Origin of the sequence: Pyruvatibacter sp. (assembly GCF_040219635.1) — a bacterium.
Classification (GTDB): Bacteria; Pseudomonadota; Alphaproteobacteria; order CGMCC-115125; family CGMCC-115125; genus Pyruvatibacter.
Map to the genome: position 1 here is coordinate 455,207 of NZ_JAVJSC010000009.1, position 22,793 is coordinate 477,999.

Consider the following 22,793-nt stretch of genomic DNA (forward strand, 5'->3'; position numbering starts at 1 on the left):
TTATTCTCCTGCCATACGCACATCGTGGTGCGCGGCAATTTCTTCAGCAACACGAATGGCGGATTGCAGCGCACCTTCCATGTAGCCCTGCCACTGGGTTGCGGTTTCAGTGCCTGCCCAGTGAATACGCCCGCATGCCTCGCGCAGCGCTGACCCGAATGTGGTCAATACCCCCGGCGCCATATGTGCCACATAGCAGCCCCTGCTCCACTCCTCAGCCAGCCAGTCGTTATCCACATAATCTATGGGTGCCCCGGCCTGCGCCCCAAAGAACGCAGTGGCCGCCTCGATCACCGCTGAGCGGCGCGCATTGTCACCCTGGCTGGAAAACTCGGCCGCCGCATCCGCATCAAAGAAGCCGACAAGAATACCGCACGACAAATCCTCCGGGCTTTGATCAAACAGCACATTGCACGCCAGCGTATCGCTCACCGCCATCCCCGACAGACCCTGGTCGCGCCAGAACGGCGTCTCATAGGCAATATGCACCTTGATGACCGTGCCCATGGGCATACGCTGCATCAGGTGGTCGCGCCGCGCAGGCAGCGCATTGGCGTAGTCTATGCGGCTGGCAAGCGCAGGCGGCGTTGCCACCACAACACGTGCCGCGCGCACGACGCCGCGATCCGTTGTTACTGCCACGCCATCATCGTGCTGCAGGATGGACCGCACCGGCGCGTCATATACAATCGGCGCTGCAAGCCTTAGCGCCATTTTTTCGGTAATCTGATGCGCGCCGCCGCGAAACTTTGCTTCCTGTGCACCACCTGATACGCCCAGCAACACATCCAGTCCCTCACCGCCGCGCACATAGTCGAGCACGAACAGCAACGACACATGCTTGGGTTCACAACAAAACACTGAGCGGGTGGCAACGCGCAAAAACTCCCGCGCCGCGTGCGTCCAAACGTTGGCGCGGATCCAGCTTTCAAATGTCTGGCTATCAAGTGTCTCAGCGTTACGCGCCGTCCACGGCGTGTCGGGTGGCAAGGTGAATGCCAACGCGTCCAGCCGCGAGACAACGCGCTGCAACTCAAGCAGCGACACCAGCGGCAGACGCGGCATCTCGCCGGTGGATATCTTCGACACGCCGTTAAAATGCATCACCGATCTACCGGCAGTATGCTGATTGTATTTTTCAACCCCATAGGCAGCCGCTTCGGCCAGCAGCAGCTTTTGCTGCGGACCCACCCACTGGCCGCCCTTGTCAATTTTGTGGCCCGCCACATGACCCGGCTTCAGGCGACCGCCCACCCGGTCGCGCGCTTCAAGCAGACAGCCTGAAAACCCCCGCGCCTCAAGCTCAAGCGCCGCCTTGATCCCGGCCATGCCCGCGCCAACAACGGCTACATCAACTGTCTTGTCGAGCGCGCCTTCATTCATTGGGCGCACCTTCAAGATGCGCGCCCTCACTCATTGCGCCCGCGTCACAGGACCCCTTGTGGTCGCTCATGCTTGTCGTCTCCTGTCTCAAAAACAATCGCACGATAAAAATCCCGACGGCGCAAACCCGGCGGCGCAAACCCGACCGCTCATAGGCGTCGGCTGTTGCCAATCCCGCCACATGTGTTATTTTAGTGAACGCGTTTATTTTAATCAAGGTAAAACCGTTTTCCATGCCCGGCACCGCATCTCCCGCCACACGGGGCCGCCCCAGACGCTCCACTGCAGACACCCGCGAAATGCGTGGCCGCATCATGGCAAGCGCCCGCAGGCTGTTTGCCGCTGACGGCTATGAGGGGGTGTCGATGCGCAGGCTGGCGACTGATGCCGGCTGTGCGCCCGCTGCGCTGTATGCATATTTTCCCAGCAAGCGCGCCGTGTTGCATGTGCTGTGGGAGGAGATTTTCCGCGACCTGGCTGACGACATGACCAGGGCCGCCAAAGCTAGACGCGACCCGGTAAAGCGGCTTGAGACACTGACCCGCACCATGATGACCTTCTGGCTTGAGCGTCCCGACGATTTTCGGGCGATCTTCCTGATCGAAGACCGCCCGCAGCGCCCCGGCGACGCCTATTTTGCCCACAGCCCGGTCAGCCTGGAGACGGCAGCCATTCTGGTAAAGGCCGCTCGGGCCGCCATTGATACCGGGCGCATGGCCCTCACGGACGCTGACCGCATCAGCCATCTGCTGCTTACCGGCGTGCTGGGCACTGCCTTGAGCCTCATTACCATCCCGGAGCTGGACTGGGGTCGCAGCGGTGCGCTTGCCGACGACATGGCAACGACGCTGATCAGGGGTCTGCAAAAAGCGTGAACCCCGCGACCAGCCGGCACCATCCCATCGACATTGGCCGGGCATTTCTCCATACTCGCGTTACGTTAAACCGGATTCTCAAAGAAGGTTGCTGACCCGATGTCCGACGAAAAACTGCCCGACCGCATCACCGTGCTGGCCAAGGAGTTCACGCCCGCCGCGATGGAGTTTCACCGTCGGCATATGTCAGAAAAAGGCTACCGGCTGGACGGCGGCATCACCGCGCGCCAGTTTCAGGTCACCGACGGCCTCGGCGACCCGGACATTCTGTTCGACGGCGATATGTATTACGCCGCCACCTTCGTCAAAGGATCGGCGGACGAATAAGGCACCGGCTGTCACGACAACACCCGCCAACAAATCCAAACCCGCTTTCACTGATCTTGCCCCGGTGACCCTGCCCCGGTGACCTCGCCGATAACCGTTGCCCGGTGACCGTTGCCCCGGCAAGGCGGGCAAACCTGCGACATGTTCACCATGCGTGAAGGTATTTCTTGCAATTGCGAATGCCTCGCAGTAAATAGTATCCACGAAATGCGAATGAGACGCATCCAAGCCTTGGTTTTGTCTTGTCATTGTTAGTGGAGATACTCGCCCGATGTTTGTGTGTAGCTGCAATGCCTACCGCGACAGCCAGATCGCCGAAGCCGCCCGCAACGGCGCACGCACCGCCTGCGAGGCCTATGAGGCTTTAGGCAACGGACCAAACTGCGGCGGGTGCCTGGAGACCGCAGACCGGATTGTCGAGCAGGTGCACGCCGCCCGCACGGCATCGCACGCCGCTTTCAAGAGCGCTGCGGATTAACCGCCATGTATGCGTGGCGCGCCCAGCTTGAGCGAAACATGCACACAAAAACGCGCCGCCGGGTGCCCGGCGACGCGCCTTCATCATCTCAAACAGATGTCGCCGAAACGCGGCCTAGCCTTCTGGACCGACTGACTCGGTATGTAGCTGCACGTAGTTCTGCAAGCCCATCTTCTCGATAAGGCCCTGCTGGGTTTCCAGCCAGTCCACGTGCTCTTCTTCGCTTTCGAGAATGGCCACAAACAGATCACGGCTCACATAGTCGCGCGTGGCTTCGCAGTCCACAATCGCGGCCTTGAGGTCCACCACGGCTTCCGCCTCAACAGCAAGATCGGCGGCCAGCACCTCCTCAACATTTTCACCGATGCGCAGTTGACCCAGATCCTGCAGGTTTGGCAGGCCTTCCAGAAACAGGATGCGCTTGATGATCTGATCCGCGTGCTTCATCTCATCGATGGAGGCGTCATACTCGTGCTTTTCGAGTTTGCTCAGCCCCCAGTCGCCCAGCATCCGCGAATGAAGAAAATACTGATTGATCGCCGTCAGTTCGTTTTTCAGAATCCTGTTGAGGTGGTCGATGATAACCTTGTCGCCCTTCATCGTAATGCTTTCCTTATTCGCTAACGGCATTTTCCTGCGTGACACGCAATGGCACTGAATAGCACGTTAGAAACGACACATACACAGCCCCGCTCGCACAAGAAGCCTACGGTTTCAGGCCGGCACGTCTGGCAAAAACCCCGATCACTTCGTCGCCAGCATCCTCCTGCACGAAGTGGCCCGCATTGGGGATGGTGTCGAAGGTGGCACCTTCAATGAGCGACGCCCACTGCTTGCCCCATTCCGGTGTAAACACACCATCTGCATCGCCAAAGATCACATGCACCGGCTTTCCAGGTGTCTTGAGCGCCTCAAAACAGCGCTCCTGATCCTTGCCGTTGCCTTCTTCGTATTGCCAGTTGGGAATGCACCACGGGAACCGCCGCGCGCCTGCCCGGCTGGCACCACCATCCATGTACGGCGCTTCATAGGCTGCCTTGATGGCGGCCCGATCCGCATCAGGCCGCCGCGCTGACAACGCCACAATGCCCCCACACGGAAAATACCCGTCCATCGCGTTGAGCCAGATCGGATTGCACGCCGAGTCCCGCCAGAACCTGATGCCGTCGGAATACTCATAGCCTTCGTGGTGCAACCACGTATTCATGATGACGATCCGCGAAAACCGCTCCGGCATATCCACCGCCTGCCGCAGCCCCGTCGGTCCGCCCCAGTCCTGCACAAACAACGTGATATCCGTGAGGTCCAGCGTTTCGATCAGGTGCCGCAGCCGCTCGCAATGGCGCTCGATCACATACCAACTGTCATCCACCGGCTTGTCGGAGCGCCCGAACCCCGCAAGATCAGGCGCGACAACCCTAAACCCCAGGTCCAGCAGCGGCTGAATCATTTTGCGCGACAGATAACACCAGGTTGGTTCGCCATGCAGCAGCAGCGCCACCGGCGCACCCTTCGGGCCTTCGTCAATATGGTGAACCCGCAAGCCCTCCCACTCCAGATAATGCGGCGCATAGGGCCAGTCCGGCATGTTTTCGAAGTGACTGTCGGGCGTGCGGATAAAGTCCATGATTGTAAATCTTCCCTGCTTGTGTTGTTGGCGTCAGGTCGGTGGAACCTTGCACCGATACGCCGCGCAGCTTAAGCCTTTGATCCAGAATAAAGCATATCAGCCGGAGGCACACCCATGTCAGCCACACCCGTCATCTTCGATGGTGTCCGCACCCCCTTTGGCCGCCACGGCGGTGCCATGTCGCGCCTGCGGGTGGATGAACTGGCGGCAGCCCCGATCCGCGACGTACTCAAGCGCACCGGCCTTGATGGCGACGCGGTGGAAGACGTCATTTTGGGGGATACCAACCAGGCAGGCGAAGACAGCCGCAACATCGCGCGCAATGCCTCGCTGATTGCGGGCCTGCCTGAAAAAACCGGCGGCCTCACCGTCAACCGCCTGTGCGGTTCAGGCCTTGCCGCCGTCATGGATGCGGGCCGCGCGGTGAGATGCGGCGAAGGCGACATGTTCATTGCAGGTGGCGTTGAGAGCATGAGCCGTGCGCCGCTGGTGATGTCCAAAGCCACCAGCCCGTTTGATCGCGGCCAGCAGCTTGAAGATTCAACCATCGGCTGGCGCTTCCCCAACCGCGACCTGTTGCAGCGCATCGGCAACGACACCATGCCCCAGACGGCCGAAAACATTGCCGAGCGACTGGGCATCACCCGCGAACAGTCCGATACATTCGCCGCCGCCTCCCACCAAAAATATGAAGCCGCCCTGGCCAATGGTTTCTTCACTGACGAAATCATGGACCTTGAAGTGCCCGCCACCAAGCGCAAGGCCCCGCCCGAAATCTGCAACACCGACGAAGGTCCGCGCCCCGGCACAACCGTTGAAGGCATTTCCGGCCTGCGCCCCATTCATGGCGACAGCGGGGTTGTCACGGCGGCCAACGCTTCGGGCATCAACGATGGAGCGGCGGCCCTTGTGGTGGGCAACGAAACCACCGGCCGAGCAATGGGCCTGACGCCGCGCGCGCGGCTTGTGTCCGCCGCCATTGCAGGCGTTGAACCGCGCGTCATGGGTCTTGGCCCGGTGGACGCCTCCAAAAAGGCACTTGCCCGCGCAGGCCTGTCGCTCAAGGACATGGACGTTCTGGAACTCAACGAGGCCTTTGCCGCTCAGGTGCTGGGGTGCCTCAAACAAATGGACGTGGCGTTTGATGATCCACGGGTAAACCCCAATGGCGGTGCCATCGCCATTGGCCACCCGCTGGGCGCATCCGGTGCCCGCCTTGCCCTCACCGCCATCCGTGCCCTTGAAGCGCGGGACAAGAAATACGCGCTGGTCTCCATGTGCATCGGCATCGGCCAGGGCATAGCGGCCATTTTTGAGCGCGCGGAATAAGACTGATCATCACCACAGCGCGACGGGAAAGCCGCGCTCGTAGCCCCTGGGTTCCGCGATCAAGCCGCGTAAATGCAAAGTGTGGTTTTGGTGAGGTGCACATAACCGGATACCAGCACCCAGCCCACCCCCTCCACAAACCATGCCTCCGCGCGGCTTGACCGCGGGCCCCGGAGCGCCACACTAAGACGCTCGCAACCCAAGCTGCGCCGCGTGACGCAATCATTGTGCGGGAAAAAGAAAACAGAGCGGCTACGAGACCCTTATGACAAAACACCTGCTCATCGTCGCACACGCCCCCTCACCCAATACGCAGCGATTGCGCGATGCGATTGTGGCAGGCGCAACCCATGCCGACATTGCGGGCGTCAGGGTGGACACCCGCTCCCCGTTCGACACCGGCCCTGACGTGGTGCGCACAGCCGACGGCATCATCCTCATGACCACCGAAAACCTTGCCTATATGTCCGGTGCCATGAAGGATTTTTTCGACCGCACCTACTATCCCGTGCTGGAGGAAAAACAGGGATTGCCCTGCGCCATCGTTATCCGCGCCGGTCACGACGGCACCGGCACAAAGCGCGCGCTCGATACCATCCTCACCGGCCTGCGCTGGAAACAGGTAACAGACCCGCTGATCTGCAAGGGCGACTGGGATGATAGGTTTGTGGCGCAGGCCGAAGAAGTGGGCATGACCCTGGCCGCAGGTCTTGAGGCGGGGGTTTTCTAGCGCCTCATCAAGTTCCTGTTTTCCATAGCCGAACGCTTCGTTAACCACCGGTTGCTACCTTAAAGCGGTTAATAGTTGCGTAGTACCCCATGCTCCCCAATCCGCGTTCAAACCCATCTCGCCCCGGTGCAATTCGCACTCCCGACGATATTGTCGCGGAGGACCGGCGCATGCGGATTGATGTGACACACTTCCAAAAACCTGAGCACCCCGACGGTAAGCTGCTGCTCGCCTATTACGAACACCAACTGGCAAACGGCACTCTGCCCCGGCGCCGCGATATGCCTGCCCGCGAGATTTTAAGCATCCTGCCAAACATGTTCATTCTGGAACCTGCCAACGCGCCGGCGACTGACTGGCGTTTCAGGTTGATGGGACAGCATCTGGTGACCCGCTTTGGCGCGGATGCAACCGGCCTTTGCATCTCACAAGCCTATGCATCCGATCAGGTGGAGCACAACGCCGCCGTGTACCGCGCCGTTGTAAACGGTGAACGCCTGAGCATCACGCGCGGTATTTTTGAAGGCATTGACCGGGAGTTTCTCGAAATGGAGATCGTCCACGTCCCCATGTTGGGCTCAGACGACAAGACGCGCTGGATTTTGGGCGGCCTCTTCTTTGAAGGTGAGCACCTCAGCGTGTGACGCCGCCGCACTGGCTGCATCGGTCCGCATAGGCTAAACGCATGGACGATGAGCCGCGAAAATGCACCCCGCCCTTTTGACTACACGCCACCGCAAGAGCCGTGGCTCGATGTACTGCACGCAGACGACACGCTTATCGTCCTCAACAAGCAATGCGGCCTGCTCAGCGTTGCAGGCAACCGCCCCGGCCTGGAAGACTGTCTGGTGGCGCGCGCCGAGGAGAAGTGGCCAGGCGCGAAACTCATCCACCGGCTCGACAAGGATACGTCCGGCGTTTTCGTCATGGGTCGCCACCACCGGGCGCAGCGCCACATCAGCCGACAGTTTGAATCGCGCCGCGTCACCAAGCTCTATGTTGCGCGCGTTGTGGGTCACGTAACCGGCGACAGCGGCACGGTTGACCTGCCGCTGACCACAGACCCCGCCAACCGCCCCATGCAACACGTCGATCAGGCGCAAGGCCGCCCGGCGATCACCCACTGGCAGGTGCTTGCGCGCGAGAACGGCATCACCCGCGTAATGCTGCGCCCTGAAACCGGCCGCTCACACCAGTTGCGCGTCCACATGCGCGAACTCGGTCACACAATTCTGGGCGATAATTTCTATGCGGATGATCGCGTGCTGGCCATGGCAGACCGCCTGCAGCTCCATGCCCTGGCCCTGACCCTGCGCCACCCGGACGGCGGCACACCCATGACGTTTTTTGCGCCGGTGCCATTTTGATGGCTGCCGTTCCGATTGCCTAAATCAGCCCCTCCGCACGTGCCTTGGCCTGCATGGCGCGCGTCGTTTCGCCGTCACCGTCGGGTGACCAGCCCGGAGCCATGAACATATGGCCAAGGGCGGCGCGCACGCTGCCTGCCTTGCGCACGTCGCGCCAGATCGCCACCCATTCATGGAATGTCACTTTGATGGGGTTGCGCGTTTCAAGCTGATGGCGGATGCCGAACACGCACGGCTCATCTTCGCGCTCGACTTCGAATGTTCCAAACAGCCTGTCCCAGATGATGAACGTGCCTGCGTAGTTCTTGTCGCAGTACCGAATGTTGGATGCATGATGCACCCGGTGATGCGACGGCGTGTTCATGATCCACTCGAACGGCCCGAGCTTGGGAATGAGCCGGGTATGCAGCCAGTATTGATAAAGATGATTGAGCGAAATCAGCGCGATCACCATCACCGGGTCCATGCCCAGCAGCACAGCGGGAATAAGAAAAATCGGCTCGATCCATGCTTCTACAAACGAAGAGCGCAAGGCCGTGCCCGCATTCATGAACTGGCTTGAGTGGTGGTTGACGTGCGCCGCCCACCCCAGCCGCACTTCATGGATGGTGCGGTGATACCAGTAGAACAGAAAATCAACGATCACATAGGCGCCAAGAATGGCAACAACGCTGCCTGTCCAGTCTATGTCGGTTACGGCAAACTGATGGATCCAGTAAAAAATCGCCAGTACCGTGGCCGCCGCCAGCGCAATGGACGCCGCATAGGCCAGCCCCAGCGTGACGGAACACAAGGTGTCGGTGGCCGCGTAATAGCCCTTGCGCAAAATCCACACGAGGCCAACCTCGATGCCGATAAAGCCGATCAGCAGCCATATCTGGTCCACATCGCGGATTGCCAGAAGCCCGTTGAGAAACTCAAGCATCGCCGTTCCCTCCTGACCGACAATCGGCCAAACCTTTATGCAAAACGTTTGTTATGCAAAAACTATTACAAAACAGATGTTTTGTAAAGTGTCGTTTCGGGTTAGGTTTCCCGATGCCAAAAATCGTCGATCATGATGCGCGCCGGGCCGAACTTGTGGAAGCAAGCTGGCAGGTGATTGCCACACAGGGCCTTGAAGGCGTGACCATGCGCAGGGTCGCCGACGCGGCTGGCTGTACCACCGGCCGCATCACTCACTATTTCGCCGACCGTGAAGCGCTGGTGCTTGCAGCCCTGCGCGCCGTCAATGACGCAGCCGGCGACCGCACGGCACAGATCATCAAGAGCGACCTGTCTGCCCGCGACAAGCTGATGAAATGCCTCGAAGAAGGTTTGCCGCTGGACGCAACGCGGCTGCTTGAGTTCAAGGTGTGGATCGCCTTTTGGAGTGCCGCCGCCTCAACGCGCCAACTGGCCCGCGAAAACGATGCCCGTCACACAGCATGGATCAGCGCGATGAAACCGCTCATCAACGCGGTAGCACCAAATGCCGATGCCGAACATCATGCGCACACGCTGATGGGCCTGCTTGACGGGTTGGGCCTCACAGCCGCCATCAACCCGACACAGCGCAACAGGCAAAATGCCAAACGCGCCGTGCATCGCTATGTGGACAACATGATGCGTGCGGACGCCTAGTCGCCGCCCCGGTCGCTGCTGGAAATCGCCACCGCCCTCGCCTGGCGCATGGCCTTGAGCACACGGAACGGTTGCGCCAGCTGTCCGCTGAAAGCCGCCGGCATTTCCTCACGGATGCCGATATCAGCAGGCGGCCGCCGATCCGGCAGCAGCCAGGTGCCAAACAGCACGTCATAAATCATCAGCACTTCGCCATAGTTGGAATTGCCCTCGCTGACAATTTTCGAGTGATGCCAGCGGTGCAGCTCCGGCGTGTTGAAGATGTAGTTCAGATAGCCGTTTTTCATTACGACGTTTGTGTGCGTCAAAAGCCCGCTGAACGCGGTAATGCCCCCCACCCACATGAAAATCTCAACCGGCGCTCCGGCCAGAAACAACAAGGGCTGGCTGAGCGCAATGCTCAGGAACGTATCAACAAAATGAAACCGCCCGGTGTTGATGACCCACAGCCGCGTCACCGAATGATGCACCGAATGAAACGGCCACAGCCACGGCACTTCGTGGGCCAGCCGATGCGCCCAGTAAAACCCGAACTCGGCAATGACCAGCCCCAGAATGACCTGCGCCCACATCGGCCAGTCCGTCGGCCACAGCGCACCGGGTTGCGGGTCAACTGCTTGCACCACCACAAACAATGTGGTGACGGCAGCCGCCGCCTGCACCAAGCCCTTGTTCAGCAGCGTGTGCGCGATGTTGGCAAATGTCTGCCCGTCATTCTCAAGCCACAGCGGTTCATGGGTCATCCAGCGCTCAAGCAGCAGCAGCGACACACCCAGCAGAATATACGCCCCATTGAAGCCCAGAATCGGCGCATCATTGGCCATGCCATAGGCGGTAATGGCGATACACAGCGTCATCAGCGCCGGCCATGATGTCCAGGTGATAACACTCTTCAGCCGCATCATCGCGGGCGTTTCCATCCGCGGCGCTGCGCCTGTCTTTTGGTCCACACTCATTACACTCAGTTTCCTGCTTATCGTGGCTTGCGGATAACGCCCGGCCTCACGCACATGACTTGCCGGGCACCCGCAAATCGCGTCTTGTGGCAGCTTAGCACACCTGCCCATAATCCGGGACACACCCGATGGTAAATGACGACACCCCAGGCCAGCATCCGGTGAGCCATGCCTATAACCTGGCGTCACGCGACCTGGATTTTCTGGCGTCTGACGATTTGCGCCACGTTCGCCTGCAACTGGAGTTTCTCAAACCGGAACTCTATTTGCGCCAGGCGGCCATCCTCTCAACCATTCCCGTGTTCGGCAGCGCCCGCATTGCCTCACCGGATGTAGCAGCCGCAGCCCTTGCCCGCGCCCAGCAGCACGCCCGCGATACGCCCGACGCCCCTGACGCCGCATCAACCCTCGCCCGCGCCCGCAAACAGGTGACCTACGCCCGTTACTATGCGCAGGCGGAAGAGTTTTCAAAGCTTGTGACAAGCGAGCTGCAAAACGGCGACGGCCATCATTTCGTCATCACCACAGGTGGCGGGCCGGGCATCATGGAAGCCGCCAACAAGGGCGCGCATGATGCAGGCGCACCCAGCATCGGCCTCAACATCACTTTGCCCCATGAACAACACCCCAACCCCTATGCCAGCCGCGAGCTGTGTTTCCAGTTCCGCTATTTTGCCCTGCGCAAAATGCACTTCCTGCTGCGCGCCCGCGCCCTTGTGGCGTTTCCCGGCGGCTACGGCACGCTGGACGAACTGTTTGAAGTGCTGACGCTGATCCAGACCCGCAAGATCGCTCCAATTCCGGTAATCCTCATCGGCGCGGACTACTGGAACCGCGTTGTCGATTTCAACTTTCTGGTCGAGGACGACTTTCTGGATGCAGACCACATAAAGCAGTTCAGCATCGTCGATAGTGCCCGCGAGGCGGTGGACATCATTGCGGCGTTTTACGCGCATGACGGTGCTTCAGGAGCGCACGAATGAAGGTAACCTTCACCGGCGCCGCTCAGGAAGTCACCGGCTCATGCACGCTGATCGATGCGGAGGGTGTTCGCTTTCTGGTTGATTGCGGCATGTTTCAGGGTGGCCGCGGCGCTGACGGCAAAAACCGTGCGGCTTTTGCTTTTGATCCGCGTACGGTGGATTTTGTTCTGCTGACACACGCGCACATGGACCATAGCGGACTGCTGCCCAAGCTGTGGAAGTCAGGCTTCCGTGGCCCCGTCTATACCAGCCACGCCACCGCTGAACTTCTGGAGATCATGCTGCGCGACAGCGCGCATATTCAGCAATCAGACGCTGAACGAGCCATGCGCCACCGCCGCGCCAAAAAAAATCACGACGGCACGAAAAAAAAGCGCGCCGACACCGAGCCGATTTATACTATGCAGGACGTGGAGGCCGTGCTGGAACACGTGCGCGGGCTTGACTACGAAACCATGACGCAGGCGCATGACGCCGTGCGCTTTCAACTGCGCGATGCCGGCCACATTCTGGGGTCCGCCATCATTGAGGTCTGGCTCACAGAACACAGGCACGAGCGCGCACACGAACGCAAGCTGGTGTTCTCCGGCGACCTCGGCCAGCCGAACCGCCCCATTCTGTGTGACCCGGCCATCATTGAGCAGGCGGACGTTTTGTTCGTTGAATCAACCTATGGCGACCGCCGGCACAAGAACCTTGCCGATACGATTGAGGAACTGGTGTCGGTGGTCAATCACACCCTGCATGATCTGCACGGCAACATCATCATCCCCGCCTTCGCCGTCGGACGCACGCAGGAGCTGCTGTATTACTTCAACCATCTGTCGCGTGAGGGTCGGTTTTCGGGGCTGAATGTTTTTGTCGATTCGCCCATGGCCACCGCCGTCACCCGCCTGACCATGCAGCATCTGGAGCTGTTTGACGCCCAATCCCGCAACCTTGTTGCCTGGCAGAAAAACGGGTCGGGCGTGCCCAACATCACCTTCACCGGCAGCGTCGATGAATCGCGTGCCATCAACGCCATCCGCAGCGGTGCCGTTATCATTGCCGCCAGCGGCATGTGTACCGCGGGCCGCATCAAGCATCACCTGCGTCACGGCCTGTCAGAGCCGCGCAACGCCGTTATCATCACCGGCTTTCAGGCAGAAGGCACTTTGGGTCGGCGGCTGGTGGATGGGGCGCGCCGGGTGCGGATTTTCGGCGACGATGTGACGGTGCGCGCAAGCGTCCACACGCTGGGCGGCTTTTCCGCCCATGCCGATCAGGCCGCCGTGCTGTCATGGCTTGGCGGCTTCAAAAAAGCGCCCGCCACAACCTTCATCATGCACGGCGAACCCACAGCGTCGGCCGCACTTGCCGAGAAGATTACCAGCACGCTTGGGTGGCAGGTCGAACTCCCCGAGCGCCACGAAAAATATGTGCTTCCACCACCCTAGCGCGTGTCAGCAGCAACTGCCGGGATGCGGACATTGAGGCACGACTGATGAAAACAACCGGCGTGAGCTATGACACCGGCGAAATTTTCCTTTCAGACGCACTGCACCCTGACGCACCGCCCGTCAAAGGCCGAAGCGCTCGATCACCATCTTGCCAAGGGTCATCAGATGCACCTGGTCCGGACCATCCGCCTGACGGCACCAGCGCGCGTAGTTGTAATGCTCGGCCATGGGGTAATCTTCGGTCAGCCCCCCTGCGCCATGCATCTGCATGCAGCGGTCAATCACCGTCTGCATCATGATCGGCACCTGTGTCTTGGTGGCTGCAATCAAGTCGCGGCTTTCCTGCGCGCCTTTTTCGTCCATCGATTGCGCCGTGCGGTGCACCAGCAGGCGTGCCATCTCGATTTCTGAAAACGACTTCGCAATCTCCTCACGCACCGATTGATGCTTGGCCAACGGTCGGCCAAACGTCTCCCGGTTGAGCACCCGGTGGCACGCCAGCTCCAGCGAGCGCTGGCCGGCACCGATCAGCCGCATGCAGTGATGCATGCGCCCCGGCCCAAGCCGGCCCTGCGCAATTTCAAATCCACGCCCTTCACCCAGCAAAACGTTCTCGGCAGGCACACGCACATTTTCAAACACAATCTCTGCATGACCCAGCGGCGCATCGTCATAGCCAAGGGTCGTCAGCGGGCGGATGAGTGTGATGCCCGGCGTATCCTTGGGCACAAGCACCTGGGTTTGCTGCTTGTGTCGGTTTGCGTTGTCCGGGTCTGACTTGCCCATGACGATCAGGATTTTCGTCCGCTCATACATGGCATTGGTGATGAACCACTTGCGACCGTTGAGCACCCACTCGTCGCCCTCGCGCTGGATGGAAAACTGGATGTTTGTCGCATCACTTGAGGCAACGTCAGGCTCCGTCATCGCGTAGGACGACCGGATTTCACCGGCGAGCAGCGGCGTCAGCCATGTCTCCTGCTGCGCCGACGTTGCATACTTCATGAAGACTTCCATGTTGCCGGTGTCCGGCGCATTGCAGTTGAAGACTTCAGGTGCCCAGATCACACGCCCCATGATTTCCGCAAGCGGCGCATAGTCAAAATTGCTGATGCCCCCATGCTCCGAATACTGAGCAAACTCCGGCGGCACAAACAGGTTCCACAACCCTTCTGCGCGCGCCTTGGCCTTCAGGTCATCCATCAGCGGCAGCGGCGCAAAACGGTTGGGCGCCGCCGCCAGCGCCTGCGCATAGGCGTGTTCATTGGGATAGACATGCGCGTCCATGAACGCGCGCAGCTTGTCCTGCAGAACAAGCGACGTTTCGCTGTAGGTGTACATAGGAGGCCTCAGGTCTGAAGGAGCAGATGTCTTGTGCAACGCCACTGACTGAACCAGTGCACCACAAAAAGACAAGGGGAAATGGTAGCGGAGGAGAGACTTGAACTCCCGACACGCGGATTATGATTCCGCTGCTCTAACCAGCTGAGCTACTCCGCCACTTGGCATCCGGCACGGCAGCCCTTTTTGAAGGGCAGCATGGAAGACCGGTTTTGGCCGGAAATCCGCGACAAAAACGCCGGAGAGACGGGCATATAGACGGGCCGCTTGGGCGGTGTCAAGCGCGCCGCCTGAACCGCATCAGCGTGAAGATGCGCAGCAGGCCCAGCGCGCGTTCTTCAACCAGATCCAGGTCACGGTGGTTCAACACCTGCTCGCGACCAAACGCCGGGTGCCAGCCAATGAGCGCTGCCACGCGCTCCAGCTTGCGCTCGAACCACAACACCCACCCGTCTGACCTGGCAAAGTGATTGACGATCACAACGTCGCCGCCGGGTTTTGTCACCCGCGCCAGTTCATCCAGCACCGCGTCAGGGTTCGGCGCGACCGACATCACATACATCGCAACCGACACATCAAACACAGCGGTGTCATAGGTAAGCGCGCCCGCATCCATTTCTTCAAGTGCCGCCACATGGCCCAACGCCCGGTCGTCCACGCGCTTGCGGGCCAATGCCAGCATGTCAGCCGACAGATCAATGCCGGTAATGCGCATGTGGCGGTCATAGCCGGGCAGCGACAACCCGGACCCGACACCCACCTCAATCACCTTGAGGGGCACATCGCCCGTGTGCCGACGCGCAACTGAATTGACAGCGGCCACGGCAGCCGCGCGCCCCACATCCGTAACCGGGCCAATAACCGCATCATAAAACCGTGCCCAGCGCGCATAGGCGCGCCGCACGGCATTCTCGTCGAGGGAGTCCGTTCTGCCTGTCATCTTTGTCAGATAACCGCGAAGCGTGGCAATTTAAAGAGGGGCGGTTGCTATTTGCGGCAGATCAAAACCGGCACGCACTCAAAAGGTTTTCAGTTGCCCGTGCGACGTATCCAGCCGCCGCCCAGCACCCGTGACCCATTGTGCTGGTCATAAAAGACGCAGGCCTGCCCCGGCGATACACCTTCTTCGGGCTGATCCAGCACCACGGTTGCCCCGGTGTCAGATACCGCCACGCGCGCCGCAAGCAGCTTGCCGGTTGAGCGCACTTTCACATTGACCGGCACTGCAGACGCGCCAAGCGCCCCATCCCCAAGCCAGTTCACATCTGTCAGGTCAACACGGGTGACGCCGAGCGCCGAACGCGGCCCGACAATGACGCGCTTATGCTCCGGGTCCAGACGCACCACAAAAAGTGGTTCGGCATTTTCACCGCCCGCATCCGTATCGCTGATGCCAAGGCCACGCCGCTGGCCGATGGTATAGCGAATGATGCCCTTGTGGTCGCCCAGCACGCGGCCATCCATATGCACAATGTGGCCCGGCTCTGCGGCTTCGGGGCGCAATCGTTCAACAATGTCGGCATATTTGCCGTCGGGCACAAAGCAGATGTCCTGACTGTCGGGCTTGGCAGCCACCGCCAGCCCCAGCCGCTGTGCAATCGCGCGGGTTTCATCCTTCGGCAGGCCGCCCAGCGGAAACCGCAGAAAATCGAGCTGCTCAGGCGTCGTGGTGAACATGAAATAGCTCTGGTCGCGCCCCGCATCCACCGCGCGGTGCAGTTCAGGCCCATGCGCACCGTCAAACCGCTGCACATAGTGCCCGGTGGCCAGCGCATCCGCCCCCAGGTCACGGGCGGTCGCCAGCAGGTCGCGAAACTTGACGCGCTCATTGCAGCGCACACACGGAATGGGCGTTTCGCCGCGCGCATAGGCGTCGGCAAAATCCGTCATCACCGAATCCTTGAAGCGGCTTTCGTAGTCCAGCACGTAATGCGGCACATCCAGACGCTCCGCCACCCGGCGTGCATCATGAATGTCCTGCCCCGCACAGCACGCGCCTTTCTTTTTAATGGCAGCGCCGTGGTCGTAAAGCTGCAGCGTGATGCCCACCACGTCATAGCCCGCCTGCGCATACAGCGCGGCCGCCACAGAACTATCAACACCGCCCGACATGGCAACCACCACGCGCGTGTCCGCAGGGGCCTTGCCGGCGGCAACCGGCGGCAGGGTGATTTCAGGCGCAACAGGGGCAGCAACATAGGTCATGGCGCGGGACTATAGCGGTGTGACGCGCCCCGGCAAGTCCAACCGGTCACCGGCATTTTTTGCCGGGCAGAGCGTGCAAAACAAGCCAGTGCCGCCCGAAGGAGCATGCAAAAAACCCACATTTTGAGCCATTTTTTCCCGCTCAGCCCGTCTGGCCCCGGCCTTGCTCATAGAACGCCGACGCAATGTGCCTGTCCCCGCTGCTTTGCCGGGATCGCAGGAAAAACCGAACACGGGACAAAAACCGCAAAATGAGCACGACAGACACACTTCTCGCCGCCCAGGCCCGCAAAGCCGACACCGGCACGTCGTTCAAGGCAAACGACATCCGCAGCGCACAGGACGATGCCCGCTTTGTCGAAGAATTGCGCACGACCCGCATGGAGCAGGCCCGCGCTGAGGAGCGCGCCCACGAGCAACGTATGGAGCAGCGCAACGCCGACGAGGCACGCCTCGCAGATGCCCGCGCCGAAGATGCCCGTGCAGAGGCTCGTGAAGAGGTTGCGCGTGCTGACAAAGCGGATGATGACACCCGTGGCGCGGATGCCGAGCAGGCAACCGGCGATGAAACCGCACAGGCACAAGATACTGCTGCCGACGATGCGGATGATGCTGATGCGGCATCCACCCTGGCGGATGCCTCAACCGAAACCAGCAGTGTGGCTGATGCCGCCACATCTGAAGCCCAGTTCAGCGAAGCGGACACATCTGACGCTGAAACGGATGCAGCCGGTCTGGCTGCAAACGGTGCCGCCGAAAACGCTGAGACGCACGCAGCAGGTTCGCAGACAACACCTACGGGTGAGCAGGCACAGGCTGCCGCCGCATCCATCGGCCAGACTAAAGCCACTAACACCAACACCAATGGCACCAACGCCGCTGAGACTGGAACCGCACAAAAGGCGCAGAATGCAGCAAACCCATCGGCTGCGCCGGTTGATGCCGCAACGCCAAAAACCGGCACCGGCGAAACGGCACAGGCTGCAGCCGCTGCAACGGCAACCAAAGCCGCGGCCGTCGAAGTCACTGATGCACCCGTTGAGGCCGAAGCCGCCCTTGCCGCCAAGGCAGCGGCAGCCAACGGCAAACGCGGTCTTGGCCACGCAGCAGCAGACGCCATGTCTGACGCAGGCAGCGCGACCAAGCCCGATGCGGCACGCCCTAACACATCTACAACCGCCGACGCTGACGCGCCGCCCGCAGCCGACAAACCGGTACTGCCACAGCCCGTGCGCTCTGCCGCCTCTGAAATTGCCATGCAGGCAGCCCTTGCCCGCCCCGGCACTGGCACTGGCACGCAGGACATGCGGCTGGCCGCTGATGCGCCCGCAAACTCAACACCTGTCGCCGCAGACGCTACAGCGCAACAGTCCACCACAACCATTCGCGCCATCATGGTAGCGTCCGCCCAGCCCGGCACCCCGGCCCAGCCGCAGACGCCGGCCCGCGACATTGCCGTCACCATGGCGCGCAATCTCAATAACGGCACAAACCGCTTCGACATCCGTCTTGATCCGGCCAATCTGGGCCGCATCGACGTGCGCATGGAAGTGACCGCCGAAGGCCGCGTGCAGGCCCACCTGACGGTCGAAAAACCCGAAACGCTCGACATGCTCCAGCGCGATGCCCGCGCGCTTGAAAAAGCATTAAGCGATGCAGGCCTTGATCTGGATAGCGGCAGCCTTGGCTATTCCCTGCGCGACGACAGTGAGGGCGGCTTTGCCATGAACCGCAACAGCGCCGACGACGCATCAACCGGCAAACCCGGCGAGGACGACCAGACTGCCGACCTTGCCGCCATCCAGCACATCTATTCATTACGCGCGGGCTCAGGCACCGGCGTTGACATCCGCATCTAGCGCAACCGCATTTCAGCAGGAACACCTCATGTCCACACTTGATGCAATTGCCGCCTCACAAGCCTCCCAGGGAGCGGCTGCCACGTCGTCCTCAAAGCTAAGCGGAGACTTCGATACCTTCCTGACACTGCTCACCACGCAGCTCAAAAATCAGGACCCGCTGGAGCCGCTCGACAGCAGTGAGTTCACCAACCAGCTTGTGCAGTTCTCAGGCGTTGAACAGTCCATTGCCACCAACAAGAACCTTGAGCAGCTCCTGAACCTCACCTTCGCCAACTTCGCAACCGATGCTGTTGGCTATATCGGCAAGGAAGTGGTGGCGGAAAGCCAGACCGCCATTCTGACCGACGGCAACGCCCAATGGGGCTACGAGCTGTCGGCGGCCGCCGAAGAAGTGCAGTTCTTTGTAACCGACATTGCCGGTCGTCTGGTCCACTCCGATACGGCGTCCAACCTCAGCGGCAACGGCACCTTCCAGTGGGATGGCAAGGATGCCGGCGGCCGCCAGTTGAGCGACGGCTCCTACAATCTTCGCGTCATCGCCACCAATGCGTCGGGTGAAGAAGTGCCCGTGACCATGAAGCAGTCCGGCATCGTGACCGCCGTCGAGTTTGACAACAACACGCCTGTGCTCACCGTCAATGGTTCCGGCATTCAACTGTCGGATGTCATTACCGTGCGCAATCCTGAAAACAACGTGTGATGACACCTGCCCCATACCGACACACAGGCCGGACAAAACTTAACCGCGCATTCACCATGGCGTTTATCCCTTCCTTAAACGCCGCGCCCGTACTCTTAGCGTCACACAGGACGTGTCGTAGTTTGTATTCAGGAAGTGCTTGAGATGGGCATGCAGTATCAATCGCGGGTAAGCTACGTAATCGGGCCGGATGGCAGCCCGCTGACGATTGCCGATCTCCCGCCGCCGGAAACAAAACGCTGGGTCATCCGCCGCAAGGCTGAGGTGGTTGCCGCCGTGCGTGGCGGGCTTCTGTCTCTTGAGCAGGCCTGCGACCGCTACACGCTGACCGTCGAAGAGTTTTTGAGCTGGCAGCGCTCCATTGAGCGTCACGGCCTGCCGGGCCTGCGCGCAACGCGTGTGCAGCAGTACCGCGAACACTAGATAGAGGCCCACATTCGGATCGGCCCCCAAGATAGTCCAATCGACTAGCGTACTTGTGCGCCGTGGCGCCGCAGAGCATTCGTGCTCTGCGGCGTTTTTCGTTCTGGCGAACGCACTTTATTTGCGCCGGTGGGCAAAAATTGCCGGGATTTGTTTCAGCGTTAAGACGTTGTTTAGCGCTCGCCGGTAATTCTTGCCTAGCTGGATTACACCGGACACGGACAAACAGGCGCCCCAGGACACGGGCGGTGTCACGTGACCCGGTCCTTCTATCCGGCGCGATGATCCACCAGGCCCAGGATGAGCCGGACCTATCGCGCAGTTCCCGACTTGGGGGTGCGCCGTGAACGGCACATTGGGGTTTTTCAAGGGGCTTGGTCCCTCTCGGCTTCTCGCGCTTGGCGGTGTAACCATCGCGCTGGTCGTGTTCTTTGCCTTCATCATGATGCGCGTGTCACAGCCCTCGATGGCGCTGCTCTATAGCGGCCTGCCTGTGAGCGACAGCGCCGAAATTGTCTCCAAGCTCGAGGCCATGGGCGTGCCGTTTGAATTGCGCGGCGACGGCACCACCATCATGGTGCCCAAGGCCGATGCCCTGCGCCTGCGCATGAACATGGCTGAAGCGGGCCTGCCTTCAGGCGGCTCAGTCGGTTACGAGATTTTCGACGAAGCCAGTGCCCTTGGCACCACCAGTTTCGTGCAGAACATGAACCATCTGCGCGCTCTTGAAGGCGAGCTTGCCCGCACCATTCGCGCGCTCGACAGTATTCAGGCAGCCCGCGTGCATCTGGTCATGCCGGAACGCGAACTGTTCAGCCGCGAGCGGCAGGAGCCCACAGCCTCCATCGTGGTGCGTGCCCGTGGCGGCCTTGGCCGCAGCCAGGCACGCGGCATTCAGTTTCTTGTGGCCTCCGCCGTTGAAGGGCTTGTGCCCGGCAATGTCTCGATCATTGATGAAACCGGCGCGATGATTGCCGGCGGATCCGATGGTGCAGTCGGCGGCTCATCCTCCATGGACGAGCGCCAGCGCGAATATGAAACCCGCCTGCGCCGCCAGGTCGCAGACATCGTGACCAGCGTTGTGGGCACCAACCGGGCCCGCATCCAGGTTGCCGCCGAACTCGATTTCAACCGCATCACCCGCAACTCTGAAACCTTCGACCCCGAAGGCCAGGTGGTGCGCTCAACGCAGACCGTTGAAGAGTCCTCCTCAGCCGTTGAACGAGACGCAGCCGGTCAGGCAGGCGTCACCGTCGGCAACCAGTTGCCGGATGCCATCGGCCAGGGCGGCAACGGCGACGATGCCACCTCTAACGAAAGCAACGCGCGCATTGAGGAAACCGTCAACTACGAGATTTCCCGCACCACCACCACGGAAGTTGTGGAAGCAGGCTCGGTCAAGCGCCTCTCCGTCGCGGTGTTGGTGGATGGTGTCTATGAAACCGCCGCCGACGGCTCGCAGATTTACGCAGAGCGCACGGCACAGGAACTTGATCTGATCGGTCGCCTTGTGCGCTCCGCCATCGGTTTTGATGAAACCCGCGGCGACCGTGTGGAAGTCGTGAACCTGCCGATCAGCGACACCGGCATTGAACCGCTTGTTGATGATGCGGCCCAAACGGGCCTGATGGCCAGCCTCGACACCATGCGCCTTGCCGAACTCGGCGCGCTGCTTGTGGTGACGCTGCTGGGCATTTTCCTGGTCGCCCGCCCGCTCATCAACATGCTGACCGGCGGTGGCGCGGGTGTGAAGCAGGCCGGACGCGCCGCAATTACAGGCGGTGCCAGCGGCGCCCCGCAGCTCACGGGCCCCGGCATGGAAAAGATGCTGGCGCAGGCTGAAAAGGACGGTCAGGCGGTCATCAAAGGCCCTGACGGCAACCCCATTGCGCTTGCAGCCCCCACGCCTGAGCAACAGGCCGCCATGATGATGCAGGACAAGAGCGGCTCGATGATCGACATCGCGCAGATTGAAGGCCAGGTGCGCGAAAGCTCCGTGCGCAAGGTCGGCGAGATTGTGCAGAACCATCCCGAAGAGTCGTTGTCCATCCTGCGCACCTGGCTCCACGAAACCGCCTAAGACGATAAAAGCTGAAAGTTAGTCCCATGGTCGTAAGCACCAAAGCAAAGACAGATCCCGGCAAGCTGCTCGGCCCCGAAAAAGCAGCCGTCATGCTGCTCGCCCTTGGCGAAGAGCACGGCGCGCACCTTTGGGAAATGTTTGACGACGACGAAATCCGCGAACTGTCGGCAGCCATGTCGAACCTGGGCACTGTTGATTCAGAGCTGGTTGAAAAACTGCTGCTCGATTTCGTGTCCAAGATGTCGTCCACCGGCGCTCTTGTCGGCTCGTTCGATTCAACCGAACGCCTGCTGTCGCGTTTCCTGCCCGAAGAACGCGTGAACCTGGTGATGGACGAAATCCGCGGCCCCGCCGGGCGCACCATGTGGGACAAGCTGGGCAACGTGAACGAGGTGGTTCTCGCCAACTATCTGAAAAACGAATACCCGCAGACGGTTGCCGTCGTGCTTTCCAAAATCCGCGCCGACCACGCCGCAAACGTGCTGGGCGCCCTGCCCGAAGACTTCGCCATGGAAGTCGTCAACCGTATGTTGCGTATGGAAAGCGTGCAAAAGGACATTCTCGACAAGGTGGAACACACCCTGCGTCAGGAGTTCATGTCCAACCTTGCCCGCACCAACCGCCGCGACAGCCACGAAGCCATGGCTGAAATCTTCAACAACTTCGATCGCCAGACAGAAAACCGCTTCATGACCTCCCTTGAGGAACGCAACCGCGATGCGGCCGAACGCATCAAGGCACTGATGTTCACCTTCGAAGATCTGGCCAAGCTCGACCCCGGCTCCGTGCAGACGCTTCTGCGCGCCGTCGAAAAAGACAAGCTGGCATTGGGCCTCAAGGGCTCCTCCGACACGCTGCGCGATCTGTTCCTGTCCAACATGACGGAGCGCTCCGCCAAGATGCTGCGCGAAGACATGGAAATGATGGGCCCCGTCCGCCTCAAGGATGTGGACGAAGCACAAATGATGATGGTCAACATCGCCAAGGACCTTGCCAACAAGGGCGAGATCATGATGGCGGACGGCAACGCGGAGGACGAGCTTATCTATTAGTCCGGTT

Annotated in this window: 24 protein-coding genes and 1 tRNA gene; 15 read left to right on the top strand and 10 right to left on the bottom strand. The window is 60.7% G+C overall.

From position 1 onward, the window contains the following. Both RIB87_RS14395 and RIB87_RS14400 read right to left on the bottom strand, forming a co-directional pair. The gene (locus tag RIB87_RS14395; RefSeq protein WP_350147893.1) at positions 1 to 1,383 is read right to left on the bottom strand and encodes a flavin monoamine oxidase family protein; all 1,383 of its coding nucleotides are present in this window, start codon (positions 1,381 to 1,383) and stop codon (positions 1 to 3) included. Beyond that, entirely contained in the window at positions 1,376 to 1,618 is a 243-nt protein-coding gene (locus RIB87_RS14400; protein ID WP_350147895.1) for a hypothetical protein, read from the bottom strand. The genes RIB87_RS14395 and RIB87_RS14400 overlap by 8 nt, the downstream gene beginning before the upstream one ends. Here RIB87_RS14400 and RIB87_RS14405 point away from each other — a divergent pair. The 3 genes from RIB87_RS14405 (at position 1,617) to RIB87_RS14415 (ending at position 3,063) form a co-directional block, all read left to right on the top strand. Beyond that, entirely contained in the window at positions 1,617 to 2,258 is a 642-nt protein-coding gene (locus RIB87_RS14405; RefSeq protein ID WP_350147897.1) for a TetR/AcrR family transcriptional regulator, read from the top strand. The two genes, RIB87_RS14400 and RIB87_RS14405, sit on opposite strands and share 2 nt — an antisense overlap. 99 nt (positions 2,259 to 2,357) lie before the next feature. Beyond that, positions 2,358 to 2,585, top strand: a complete 228-nt coding sequence (locus tag RIB87_RS14410) for an AMP nucleosidase (protein ID WP_350147899.1) — start codon at positions 2,358 to 2,360, stop codon at positions 2,583 to 2,585. Between the two features lie 271 nt (positions 2,586 to 2,856). Then, entirely contained in the window at positions 2,857 to 3,063 is a 207-nt protein-coding gene (locus RIB87_RS14415) for a (2Fe-2S)-binding protein (protein WP_350147901.1), read from the top strand. Between the two features lie 114 nt (positions 3,064 to 3,177). Here the strand turns inward: RIB87_RS14415 and bfr are convergent, their stop codons facing one another. Both bfr and RIB87_RS14425 read right to left on the bottom strand, forming a co-directional pair. Further along, the gene (bfr, locus tag RIB87_RS14420; RefSeq protein ID WP_350147903.1) at positions 3,178 to 3,663 is read right to left on the bottom strand and encodes a bacterioferritin; all 486 of its coding nucleotides are present in this window, start codon (positions 3,661 to 3,663) and stop codon (positions 3,178 to 3,180) included. 106 nt (positions 3,664 to 3,769) lie between these two features. Beyond that, the gene (locus tag RIB87_RS14425) at positions 3,770 to 4,690 is read right to left on the bottom strand and encodes an alpha/beta fold hydrolase (RefSeq protein WP_350147905.1); all 921 of its coding nucleotides are present in this window, start codon (positions 4,688 to 4,690) and stop codon (positions 3,770 to 3,772) included. A 117-nt stretch (positions 4,691 to 4,807) separates the two neighbouring features. Here RIB87_RS14425 and RIB87_RS14430 point away from each other — a divergent pair, with 117 nt between their 5' ends. From RIB87_RS14430 to RIB87_RS14445, 4 genes are all read left to right on the top strand, one after another. Further along, a complete protein-coding gene (locus RIB87_RS14430) occupies positions 4,808 to 6,022 on the top strand; it encodes an acetyl-CoA C-acyltransferase (protein ID WP_350147907.1) in 1,215 nt (404 codons plus the stop codon). Between the two features lie 265 nt (positions 6,023 to 6,287). After that, positions 6,288 to 6,752, top strand: coding sequence for a flavodoxin family protein (locus RIB87_RS14435; RefSeq protein WP_350147909.1), 465 nt, complete (start codon positions 6,288 to 6,290; stop codon positions 6,750 to 6,752). A gap of 170 nt (positions 6,753 to 6,922) precedes the next feature. Then, the gene (locus tag RIB87_RS14440) at positions 6,923 to 7,396 is read left to right on the top strand and encodes a PAS domain-containing protein (protein ID WP_350147911.1); all 474 of its coding nucleotides are present in this window, start codon (positions 6,923 to 6,925) and stop codon (positions 7,394 to 7,396) included. A 48-nt stretch (positions 7,397 to 7,444) separates the two neighbouring features. After that, a complete protein-coding gene (locus RIB87_RS14445; RefSeq protein ID WP_350147913.1) occupies positions 7,445 to 8,119 on the top strand; it encodes a pseudouridine synthase in 675 nt (224 codons plus the stop codon). A gap of 19 nt (positions 8,120 to 8,138) precedes the next feature. Here RIB87_RS14445 and RIB87_RS14450 read toward each other — a convergent pair whose 3' ends face one another. Continuing rightward, entirely contained in the window at positions 8,139 to 9,044 is a 906-nt protein-coding gene (locus tag RIB87_RS14450; RefSeq protein ID WP_350147915.1) for a sterol desaturase family protein, read from the bottom strand. A 113-nt stretch (positions 9,045 to 9,157) separates the two neighbouring features. On the opposite strand from RIB87_RS14450, the gene RIB87_RS14455 reads away from it, so the two are divergent. Beyond that, on the top strand, positions 9,158 to 9,742 hold the full coding sequence (locus RIB87_RS14455) for a TetR/AcrR family transcriptional regulator (RefSeq protein WP_350147917.1): 585 nt from the start codon (positions 9,158 to 9,160) through the stop codon (positions 9,740 to 9,742). On the opposite strand, the gene RIB87_RS14460 is transcribed toward RIB87_RS14455, so the two are convergent. Further along, positions 9,739 to 10,698: a sterol desaturase family protein gene (locus tag RIB87_RS14460; RefSeq protein WP_350147919.1), complete on the bottom strand. Its 960-nt coding sequence runs from the start codon at positions 10,696 to 10,698 to the stop codon at positions 9,739 to 9,741. The genes RIB87_RS14455 and RIB87_RS14460 overlap by 4 nt on opposite strands. Before the next feature lie 128 nt (positions 10,699 to 10,826). On the opposite strand from RIB87_RS14460, the gene RIB87_RS14465 reads away from it, so the two are divergent. Both RIB87_RS14465 and RIB87_RS14470 read left to right on the top strand, forming a co-directional pair. Beyond that, positions 10,827 to 11,681: an LOG family protein gene (locus tag RIB87_RS14465; RefSeq protein WP_350147921.1), complete on the top strand. Its 855-nt coding sequence runs from the start codon at positions 10,827 to 10,829 to the stop codon at positions 11,679 to 11,681. Next, complete coding sequence (locus RIB87_RS14470) at positions 11,678 to 13,117, top strand: MBL fold metallo-hydrolase RNA specificity domain-containing protein (RefSeq protein ID WP_350147923.1); 1,440 nt, start codon at positions 11,678 to 11,680, stop codon at positions 13,115 to 13,117. The genes RIB87_RS14465 and RIB87_RS14470 overlap by 4 nt, the downstream gene beginning before the upstream one ends. Positions 13,118 to 13,240: 123 nt before the next feature. Here the strand turns inward: RIB87_RS14470 and RIB87_RS14475 are convergent, their stop codons facing one another. The 4 genes from RIB87_RS14475 to mnmA all read right to left on the bottom strand — a co-directional run bounded on the left by RIB87_RS14475 (position 13,241) and on the right by mnmA (position 16,666). Then, positions 13,241 to 14,461: an acyl-CoA dehydrogenase family protein gene (locus tag RIB87_RS14475; RefSeq protein WP_350147925.1), complete on the bottom strand. Its 1,221-nt coding sequence runs from the start codon at positions 14,459 to 14,461 to the stop codon at positions 13,241 to 13,243. 82 nt (positions 14,462 to 14,543) lie between these two features. Then, positions 14,544 to 14,620: transfer RNA gene (locus RIB87_RS14480), tRNA-Met, on the bottom strand. Between the two features lie 118 nt (positions 14,621 to 14,738). Next, positions 14,739 to 15,401, bottom strand: a complete 663-nt coding sequence (locus RIB87_RS14485; RefSeq protein ID WP_350147927.1) for a class I SAM-dependent methyltransferase — start codon at positions 15,399 to 15,401, stop codon at positions 14,739 to 14,741. 89 nt (positions 15,402 to 15,490) lie between these two features. Beyond that, positions 15,491 to 16,666: a tRNA 2-thiouridine(34) synthase MnmA gene (gene mnmA, locus RIB87_RS14490; RefSeq protein WP_350147929.1), complete on the bottom strand. Its 1,176-nt coding sequence runs from the start codon at positions 16,664 to 16,666 to the stop codon at positions 15,491 to 15,493. A gap of 251 nt (positions 16,667 to 16,917) precedes the next feature. On the opposite strand from mnmA, the gene RIB87_RS14495 reads away from it, so the two are divergent. The 5 genes from RIB87_RS14495 (at position 16,918) to fliG (ending at position 22,786) form a co-directional block, all read left to right on the top strand. Beyond that, complete coding sequence (locus RIB87_RS14495) at positions 16,918 to 18,525, top strand: flagellar hook-length control protein FliK (RefSeq protein ID WP_350147931.1); 1,608 nt, start codon at positions 16,918 to 16,920, stop codon at positions 18,523 to 18,525. Positions 18,526 to 18,553: 28 nt separating this feature from the next. After that, on the top strand, positions 18,554 to 19,228 hold the full coding sequence (locus RIB87_RS14500) for a flagellar hook assembly protein FlgD (RefSeq protein WP_350147933.1): 675 nt from the start codon (positions 18,554 to 18,556) through the stop codon (positions 19,226 to 19,228). Positions 19,229 to 19,372: 144 nt separating this feature from the next. Beyond that, the gene (sciP, locus tag RIB87_RS14505; protein WP_350147935.1) at positions 19,373 to 19,651 is read left to right on the top strand and encodes a CtrA inhibitor SciP; all 279 of its coding nucleotides are present in this window, start codon (positions 19,373 to 19,375) and stop codon (positions 19,649 to 19,651) included. A gap of 343 nt (positions 19,652 to 19,994) precedes the next feature. Further along, the gene (gene fliF / locus RIB87_RS14510) at positions 19,995 to 21,731 is read left to right on the top strand and encodes a flagellar basal-body MS-ring/collar protein FliF (RefSeq protein WP_350147937.1); all 1,737 of its coding nucleotides are present in this window, start codon (positions 19,995 to 19,997) and stop codon (positions 21,729 to 21,731) included. 26 nt (positions 21,732 to 21,757) lie between these two features. Next, positions 21,758 to 22,786 carry a flagellar motor switch protein FliG gene (gene fliG / locus RIB87_RS14515; RefSeq protein WP_350147939.1) on the top strand — a complete coding sequence of 343 codons (1,029 nt, stop codon included), beginning with the start codon at positions 21,758 to 21,760 and terminating at the stop codon, positions 22,784 to 22,786. Positions 22,787 to 22,793 lie beyond the last annotated feature (7 nt).